We start from the raw sequence: 8,644 nt of genomic DNA, 5'->3' as shown, positions 1-8,644 counted from the left end.
CACGTTGCTGTGCAGCAGCGTGGCGCCCTTCGAGACGCCCGTGGTGCCGCCCGTATATTGCAGGAAGGCGACATCGTCGGCTGCCACCTTGGCCGGCCTGAAGCCCATACCGGCGCCGGCCTTCATGGCGGCATTGAACTTGACATGGCCGGGCAGCGACCATGCCGGCACCATCTTCTTCACGCGGCGCACGACGAAATTGACGATTGTGCCCTTCAGCCCGCCAAGCATGTCGCCCATCGCGGCGACCACCACATGCTTGACCGCGGTCCTGGCGATCACCGCCTGCAAGGTGTTGGCGAAGTTCTCCAGGATGACGATGGCTTGCGCCCCGGAATCCTTCAGCTGGTGTTCGAGCTCGCGCGGCGTGTAGAGCGGATTGATGTTCACCACCACATAACCCGCTCGCAAGATCGCCATCATCGCCACCGGATATTGCAGCACGTTGGGCATCATCAGCGCGACGCGCGCGCCTTTCTGCAGGCCCTTCGATTGCAGGTAGGCGCCGAAGGCCGCCGACAGCCGCTCGACATCGGTGTAGCTGATGGACTTGTCCATGCAGGTGAAGGCCGGCTGCGCGGAAAACTGCTTGCAGGCGGCGACGAGGAAATCGCCGATCGAGCTGTAGGGCAGGGCGCCGATCTCCGCCTGCACGTTTTTCGGATAGCTCTTGAGCCACGGCTTTTCCGGCAAGCCGGCGGCCAGCGCCGTCAGCGCTTTCGGCAATCGGTTGGCGGTGGCGTCGGCCGGCTTTGCCGCCGGTGGGGCCTTCACCGCTGCCGCGGCCTTCGAGGCCGGCCTGGCAGCGGGCTTTGCCGCACCCGCTTTACGCCCCGGCGCCGTCTTTCCGGCCGCAGCCTTGGCCGGGGCTTTCACCGCCGGCTTTGTGCTTGCCCTTACAGGTGCCGCGGCCGCCTTCGGCTTGGCGGCTTTGGCAACGGGTGCTTTCGGCTTGGCAGTACCGGCTGCTTTCGACGGCGCCTTGGCTCCCGCTTTCACCGGCGCCGTCGTCCTTGATGCTTTTGCCAACCGTTCCTCCCTGGACAAGTCTTGTTCATCCGTGCCGCACTCGCCCCTGAATTGGCAAGGGCGTCCTCCGCTGCGGCCGCTACACCCTATGTATTGCCTCCCTTGGTGAGCGTGCAAGTCTTGCCCTTGCGGCAACGCGGCGAAAGATTTGCCGTCGAAAGTCTTTGCCGCCGCCAGCGCTCCAGGCGGTGTCCTGACGCATCCCACGGCCGCTCGGAAGCGCCGGGAACATTTATATCGTCAGCCTGGCGATCAATAAAAAAATTCGGCTGTTAATAATCTCGTGAACGGAAGAAACGGCTAATTTTTTCTGCAATTTGGCAAAGTTGCGGATTTTTTTCCTGCTTCCCGCGGGGTAAGCAAACGGGGTGTTCCAAAGCCGGAAAAACGGTGCTTATATGCGCGCTTCGCGAGCCTGATAGAGGGGCTTGGAAGAACATCAGGGAGTGCTCAATGAATAAGAAGCTGACTTTTGCAGCCGCGTTGCTGGCTGCAAGCGTCCTGGGCGGCATGGCCAATGCGAAAACTCTGGTCTACTGCGCGGAAGCTTCGCCGGAAGGTTTCGATCCGGCGCCGTATACCGCAGGCCAGACGTTCGACGCGTCCTCGCGCACCGTCTTCAACCGCCTCGTCGAATTCGATCACGGCAAGACGACGACCTCGCCGGGCCTGGCCGAAAGCTGGACGATCTCCGACGATGGCAAGGAATATGTCTTCAAGCTGCGCAAGGGCGTCAAGTTCGCCGCCACCGACTATTTCACCCCGACGCGCGACTTCAACGCCGACGACGTGGTGTTCTCGTTCGAACGTCAGGTCGACAAGAACGGTCCCTGGTTCCAGTACATTCCGGGCATTGCCTACCAGTATTACAATGACCAGTTCGGCGACAACATCACCAAGGTCGAGAAGGTCGATGACCTGACGGTGAAGTTCACCCTCAAGGAGCCGGCGATCACCTTCATTCCGACGCTGGGCATGGATTTTGCCTCCGTCGTCTCCAAGGAATATGCCGACAAGCTGCAGGCCGACAAGACGCCTGAGCTGTTCAACCAGAAGCCGATCGGCACCGGCCCGTTCATCTTCGTCGACTACCAGACCGACGCCGCCATCCGCTACAAGGCCAACCCGGACTATTGGGGCGGCAAGCAGAAGATCGACGATCTGGTCTTCGCCATCACCACCGATCCGGCCGTGCGCGCACAGAAGCTCAAGGCCGGCGAATGCAACATCATGTCGTACCCGGCACCGGCCGACATCGCCGGCCTGCAGGCCGATGCGAACCTGAAGGTCGAGGAGCAGGAAGGCCTCAATGTCGGCGCGCTGATGTACAACACCCAGCAGAAGCCGTTCGACGACGTGCGCGTGCGCAAGGCGCTCAACATGGCCATCAACAAGAAGGCCATCATCGACGCGGTCTTCCAGGGTGCCGGCCAGGTGGCGGTCAACCCGATCCCGCCGACCATGTGGTCCTACAACAAGGAAGTGAAGGACGATCCGTACGATCCGGATGCAGCCAAGAAGCTGCTTGAAGAGGCCGGCGTCAAGGACCTCAAGATGAACGTCTGGGCCATGCCGGTGTCGCGCCCCTACATGCCGAACGCGCGCCGCACCGCCGAATTGATCCAGGCGGACTTCGCCAAGGTCGGCGTCACCGTCGAGATCGTCAGCTACGATTGGGGTGAATACCTCAAGCGCGCTTCCGCGGTCGATCACGACGGCGCCGTCATCGTCGGCTGGACCGGCGACAATGGCGATCCGGACAACTTCCTCGGCGTGCTCCTGAGCTGCGCTTCCGTCGGTTCGAACAACCGCGCGGAATGGTGCAACAAGGACTTCGATGCGCTCATCAACAAGGCCAAGACCGTTTCGGATCAGGCCGAGCGCACCAAGCTCTATGAACAGGCACAGGTCATCTTCAAGGAACAGGCACCCTGGGCGACGCTCGCTCACTCCAAGGTGTTCATGCCGATGCAGAAGACCGTCACCGGCTTTGCGATGGATCCGCTCGGTATCCACCGCTTCGACGGCGTCGATATCGCCGAATAAGGTTGCGAAACGGGGGCGCCACCATGTGGTGACGCCCCCACTCGCCCGCCATGCTGCGTTATATCCTCGGCAAGCTCGCCCTCATCATCCCGACCTTCATCGGGATAACCATCCTCGCCTTTGGCTTCGTGCGCATCCTGCCCGGTGATCCGGTGCTGGTGCTTGCGGGCGAACGCGGCCTGTCGCCCGAACGCCACACGGCGCTCATGCACCAGTTCGGTTTCGACCTGCCGATCTGGCAACAATATCTGACCTATCTGACGAACATCCTCGGCGGTGATTTCGGCACCTCGTTTTCCACCAAGACACCGGTGCTCAAGGACTTCCTTGTCCGCTTTCCGGCAACGGTCGAGCTCGCCATCTTCGCCATGATCTTTGCCGTCATCCTGGGTGTGGCCGCCGGCATTTTCGCTGCCATCCGCCGCGGCTCCTGGTTCGACCAACTGACCATGGGCACGGCGCTGGCCGGCTATTCCATGCCGATCTTCTGGTGGGGTCTGCTGCTGATCATCGTGTTCTCCGGCATGCTGCACTGGACGCCGGTTTCAGGCCGCATCGACCTCCTCTACTTCTTCAAGCCGGTGACCGGCTTCATGACCATCGATTCCCTGATCTCGGGCCAGAAGGGCGCCTTCCGTTCGGCGCTGTCGCACCTGATCTTGCCGACCATCGTGCTCGGCACCATTCCGCTCGCCGTCATCGCGAGGCAGACGCGCTCGGCGATGCTCGAGGTGCTGGGTGAGGACTATGTCCGCACCGCGCGCGCCAAGGGCCTGGCGCCGCGTAGGGTCATCGGCCTGCACGCCTTCCGCAACGCGCTGATCCCGGTCGTCACCACCATCGGCCTGCAGGTCGGCACGCTGCTCACCGGCGCCATCCTGACCGAGAGCATCTTCTCCTGGCCCGGCATCGGCAAATGGATGATCGACGCCATTTCCAAGCGCGACTATTTCACCGTGCAGGGCGGGTTGCTTTTGATCGCGCTGATCGTCATGTCGGTGAACCTCATCGTCGACGTGCTCTACGCCGTCATCAACCCACGCATCCGGGCCAACTGACATGAGCAATGAAGGCCCCGCCACCATCGAAGCCGCGACCGTCGTCAAGCCGCAGGACGCCAGGTTGCAGATGTTCGGCGAGTTCTGGCATTACTTCTCCGTCAACAAGGGCGCGGTGATCGGGCTCTTCGTCTTCGCGCTGCTGATCCTGATCGCCATTTTCGCGCCGCTGCTGGCGCCGCATTCGCCGGACGATCAGTTCCGCGACTTCTTCCTGACGCCGCCGGCCTGGCAGGAGGGCGGCAATGCGCAGTTCCTGCTCGGCACCGACGCCGTCGGCCGCGATATGCTGTCGCGCCTGATCTACGGCTCGCGCTTCTCGCTCGCCATCGGCTTCGTCGTTGTCACGTCAGCGCTGATTTCAGGCGTCATCCTCGGCCTGCTCGCCGGCTACTGCCGCGGCTGGGTCGACACGCTGATCATGCGCATCATGGACATCATCCTGGCCTTCCCGTCGCTGCTCTTGGCCCTGGTGCTGGTCGCGGTGCTTGGCCCCGGCCTCGTCAACGCCATGATCGCCATCGCCTTCGTGCTGCAGCCGCATTTCGCCCGGCTCACCCGCGCCGCCGTGATGGCCGAAAAGACCCGCGAATATGTCGTCTCGGCCAAGGTCGCCGGCGCCAGCCATCTCAGGCTGATGCTGGTCACCATCCTGCCAAACTGCATCGCGCCGTTGATCGTGCAGGCGACGCTGTCCTTCTCCAACGCCATCCTCGAGGCGGCGGCCCTTGGCTTCCTCGGCATGGGCGCGCAGCCGCCGACGCCGGAATGGGGCACCATGCTGGCCGAAGCGCGCGAGTTCATCCTGCGCGCCTGGTGGGTGGTGACCTTCCCTGGCCTCGCCATCCTGATCACCGTCTTTGCCATCAACCTGATCGGCGACGGTCTGCGCGACGCGCTCGACCCCAAGCTGAAGAGGTCCTGAGCATGCCTCTGCTCGAGATCAAGAACCTCACCGTTTCCTTCGACACCGCGGCCGGACCGTTCATGGCCGTGCAAGGTATCGACCTGTCGATCGAGCCGCGCGAAGTGCTGGCGATCGTCGGCGAGTCCGGCTCCGGCAAGTCGGTGTCGATGCTGGCGGTGATGGGGCTGTTGCCCAACACGGCAACCGTCAAGGCCGACCGCATGGCCTTCGACGGCGTCGATCTGCTGAAGCTCAGCCCGTCCGAACGCCGCAAGATCGTCGGCAAGGACATCTCGATGATCTTCCAGGAGCCGATCGCCAGCCTCAACCCGTGCTTCACCGTCGGGTTCCAGATCGAGGAGGTGCTGCGCTTCCACATGGGCATGGACCGCGCCCAGCGCCGGGCGCGTGCCATCGAACTGATGAAGCTGGTCGGCATCGCCGACCCTGAAGAGCGGCTGAGTTCCTTCCCGCACCAGATGTCCGGCGGCCAGTGCCAGCGCGTCATGATCGCCATCGCCATTGCCTGCAATCCGAAACTGCTGATCGCCGACGAGCCGACCACGGCGCTCGACGTCACCATCCAGAAGCAGATCCTCGATCTGCTGGTTTCGCTGCAGGCCAAATACGGCATGGGCCTGATCATGATCACCCACAATATGGGCGTGGTGGCCGAGACCGCTGACCGCGTCATCGTCCAGTACAAGGGCCGCAAGATGGAAGAGGCCGACGTGCTGTCGCTGTTTGAATCGCCAAAGAGCAATTACACGCGGGCGCTGTTGTCGGCCTTGCCGGAAAACGCCGTCGGCGACCGGCTGCCGACCGTTTCCGACATGATGTTCGAGCCGGCGCCTTCTGCTGCGGGAGCCACCTGATGAGCACCACGGTTCTCGAAGGCAAGAACATCGTCCGCGACTACCACATCGGCGGCGGCCTGTTCACCGGGCCGCGCACCGTGCACGCGGTCAAGGGCGTCTCGTTCAAGGTCGACAAGGGCAAGACGCTGGCCATTGTCGGCGAAAGCGGCTGCGGCAAGTCAACGCTTGCCCGCATCATCACGCTGATCGATCCGGCGACATCGGGCGAATTGTTCATCGACGGCAACAAGGTCGACATCGCCAAGGGCGGATTGACCAAGGAGATGCGCCGCAAGGTGCAGATCGTCTTCCAGAACCCCTACGGATCGCTCAATCCGCGCCAGAAGATCGGCGACGTGCTGGGCGAGCCGCTTTTGATCAACACCGACAAGCCGGCGGCCGAGCGGCGCGACCTGGCGATGAAGATGCTGAAGAAGGTCGGGCTCGGTCACGAACATTACAATCGCTATCCGCATATGTTCTCCGGCGGCCAGCGCCAGCGCATCGCCATTGCCCGCGCGCTGATGCTCAATCCGAGCCTGCTGGTGCTGGACGAGCCGGTCTCGGCGCTCGATCTGTCGGTGCAGGCGCAGGTGCTCAACCTGCTCGCCGACCTGCAGGACGAGTTCCAGCTGACCTACGTCTTCATCAGCCACGATCTGTCCGTGGTACGCTACATCGCCGACGATGTGATGGTGATGTATTTCGGCGAAGCGGTGGAATACGGCTCGCGCGACGAGGTCTTCGCCGACCCCAAGCACAGCTACACCAGGACGCTGTTCGCCGCGACGCCGCGCGCCGACGTCGCGTCGATCAAAGCGAGGCTGGCGAAGAAGAAGGCCGCCTGAGGCTTTTCGTCATCCTAGGTCGTGAACTCATAAATGCAGTATGACCGCGATGATTGGGAAGCAGGGCAAAGGGGCTGGCTTAGCCCTCTACACCCCATTTTAATTGGCTGGCATCGATGACGTCTGATCCCATGTACTCAACAAAATAGCTTCGTATCCTTTGGCGATGCCGATCCCATCTGGGGGACATTCGCTCACTCTTGTTCTCAATTTCAGCTAGAAAGACCCATTCCACGAATTGGTCCGCTGTGACATCACCGGATTGAGGGATAAAATCGGTGACATGCATGAATTTGTCGCCGTGCATTCCTCCGCAATACCCATGACCAGCACAGACCGCGTGCATGAGCGAGTCGAATCTATTCTTTACTTTCATGGAACATGCGCGATGGTGAAGCGGGATGCCTAGGCGCGCTGCGACAGCATATATCCTTGGGTGTAGATCCGCAATGGAGTCGTTTTTCGACCGGGACCTTCATATTATTGCGGAGTCTGAATCAGATTCCGCCGCAGTATGAAAGTCTCAGCCGGAGGGGTCCTCAGCGGCCAGTGGTGTTTCCCGTGTCAGCAACCAATCTTGAGCCACGATCTCAATTGTGTCGTCACGGAAGTAGAACAGGAATTGACGGGAGGTCGGCAAATCCGCCGACAAGACATCCCAATCGTCATCCTCGACGACCCGAGTGTCGCCCATAACCTCGTAGAACTCGCCCCATTTCGGAGCCTGACCGCCGTAAAGCCCTTTTCCTGCAAACCATGCATGATCGTTCGTCGCGTCCCAACGAAAACGACTGCAGCCGAGGAATCGTAGCGTCGCAATTTCTCCAGGCTCGGCACTGTAGGCCCACGGGTTAAGACGAAAGGAAAGGCGGACGCTGTTGCCTTCGACTACCAGCTCTATGTCAGGAGCATTGGGCTCGGCATTCCAATCGGTGTTCAAGTGCTGGAACGATAAATTGGCCATCAGCCATCTTGCATGCTGGGAGGGCAGTTTTCCACCTATCGCAGTCCTTTTTCATTTATCAGTACAGGGCCTAGGGCGAAGCGTCGCGCAGACCCCAGGATTACGACCCCCAATGTAGCCGCAGCCTACTACTCGACCGGCCCGAAGGCCGCAGCTCGGGACAACTTCGCGACAATCGCACGCAGAGCTTCGCCGAAGCGCCGGACTTCCTCGACCGTGTTGTAGTGGACCAACGAGGCGCGGATGGCGCCGCTGTCCATCGAGAGGTTGAGACGCTTCATCAGCCGTGGCGCGTACATGTGGCCGTCGCGGATGCCGATCTGCATCTCGGCCATTTCCTCGACGACCCGCTGCGGCGATAGTTTGCCGATGTTGAAGCAGAAGGTCGGCACGCGCTCATGGATGCGCGCCTCGTCGGCAACGCCGTAGATGGTTGCCCCGCAATCCTTCAGCACGGCCAGCATCTCGCGCGCCAGCACCAGCTCGTAGTCGCGGATGGCGCCCATGCCGGCAACGATGTTTTCGCGTCGGGAGCGGTTGTTGGACGGCGCCAGATTGCGGCCGATCAGTTCCAGATACTGCACCGCCGCATCCATGCCGGAAACGTTCTCGTAGATGAAGGTGCCGGCCTCGACCTTGTAGGGCGGCTCGTCGGGGATGAAGTCCTCGCGAAAGGTCGGCAGCCGCTTCAGCGTTTCGAAACGGCCCCACAGGAAGCCCATATGCGGCGAGAAATTCTTGTAGCCGGAGCAGACGAGATAGTCGCAATCCCAGGCCTGCACGTCGATCAGTCCATGCGGCCCGTAATGCACGCAGTCGAGGAACACTTCGGCGCCGGCCGCATGCGCGATCCCAGCCACCGCAGCGACATCGACGATCGAGCCGATCGAGTGCGCCGTGACCGTGCAGGCGACCAGGCGGGTGCGGTCCGAGAC

At 61.8% G+C, this 8,644-nt stretch carries 8 protein-coding genes; 5 read left to right on the top strand and 3 right to left on the bottom strand.

Annotated elements, in window-relative coordinates:
- On the bottom strand, window positions 1-1,029 hold a 1,029-nt coding region (locus EN994_RS08920; RefSeq protein ID WP_164745844.1), incomplete at its 3' end, for an AMP-binding protein.
- Between the two features lie 453 nt (window positions 1,030-1,482).
- On the opposite strand from EN994_RS08920, the gene EN994_RS08915 reads away from it, so the two are divergent.
- The 5 genes from EN994_RS08915 to EN994_RS08895 all read left to right on the top strand — a co-directional run bounded on the left by EN994_RS08915 (window position 1,483) and on the right by EN994_RS08895 (window position 6,745).
- Complete coding sequence (locus EN994_RS08915; protein WP_013527993.1) at window positions 1,483-3,075, top strand: ABC transporter substrate-binding protein; 1,593 nt, start codon at window positions 1,483-1,485, stop codon at window positions 3,073-3,075.
- A gap of 50 nt (window positions 3,076-3,125) precedes the next feature.
- On the top strand, window positions 3,126-4,133 hold the full coding sequence (locus EN994_RS08910; RefSeq protein WP_063169936.1) for an ABC transporter permease subunit: 1,008 nt from the start codon (window positions 3,126-3,128) through the stop codon (window positions 4,131-4,133).
- Between the two features lie 70 nt (window positions 4,134-4,203).
- Window positions 4,204-5,058, top strand: coding sequence for an ABC transporter permease subunit (locus EN994_RS08905; protein WP_224618710.1), 855 nt, complete (start codon window positions 4,204-4,206; stop codon window positions 5,056-5,058).
- A gap of 2 nt (window positions 5,059-5,060) precedes the next feature.
- The gene (locus EN994_RS08900; protein WP_024503389.1) at window positions 5,061-5,915 is read left to right on the top strand and encodes an ABC transporter ATP-binding protein; all 855 of its coding nucleotides are present in this window, start codon (window positions 5,061-5,063) and stop codon (window positions 5,913-5,915) included.
- Window positions 5,915-6,745, top strand: a complete 831-nt coding sequence (locus EN994_RS08895) for a dipeptide ABC transporter ATP-binding protein (RefSeq protein WP_063169937.1) — start codon at window positions 5,915-5,917, stop codon at window positions 6,743-6,745. The genes EN994_RS08900 and EN994_RS08895 overlap by 1 nt, the downstream gene beginning before the upstream one ends.
- A gap of 523 nt (window positions 6,746-7,268) precedes the next feature.
- Here the strand turns inward: EN994_RS08895 and EN994_RS08890 are convergent.
- Together EN994_RS08890 and EN994_RS08885 are read right to left on the bottom strand one after the other, a co-directional pair.
- Complete coding sequence (locus tag EN994_RS08890; RefSeq protein ID WP_063169939.1) at window positions 7,269-7,709, bottom strand: hypothetical protein; 441 nt, start codon at window positions 7,707-7,709, stop codon at window positions 7,269-7,271.
- 128 nt (window positions 7,710-7,837) lie between these two features.
- A partial coding sequence (locus EN994_RS08885; protein WP_127307488.1) for a cysteine desulfurase-like protein occupies window positions 7,838-8,644 on the bottom strand: 807 nt, incomplete at its 5' end.

Origin of the sequence: Mesorhizobium sp. M7A.F.Ca.CA.002.09.1.1, assembly GCF_003998555.1 — a bacterium.
Classification (GTDB): Bacteria; Pseudomonadota; Alphaproteobacteria; order Rhizobiales; family Rhizobiaceae; genus Mesorhizobium; species Mesorhizobium ciceri.
The sequence above is the reverse complement of the archived record's forward strand: the minus strand, read 5'-3'. Positions and strand labels throughout refer to the sequence as shown.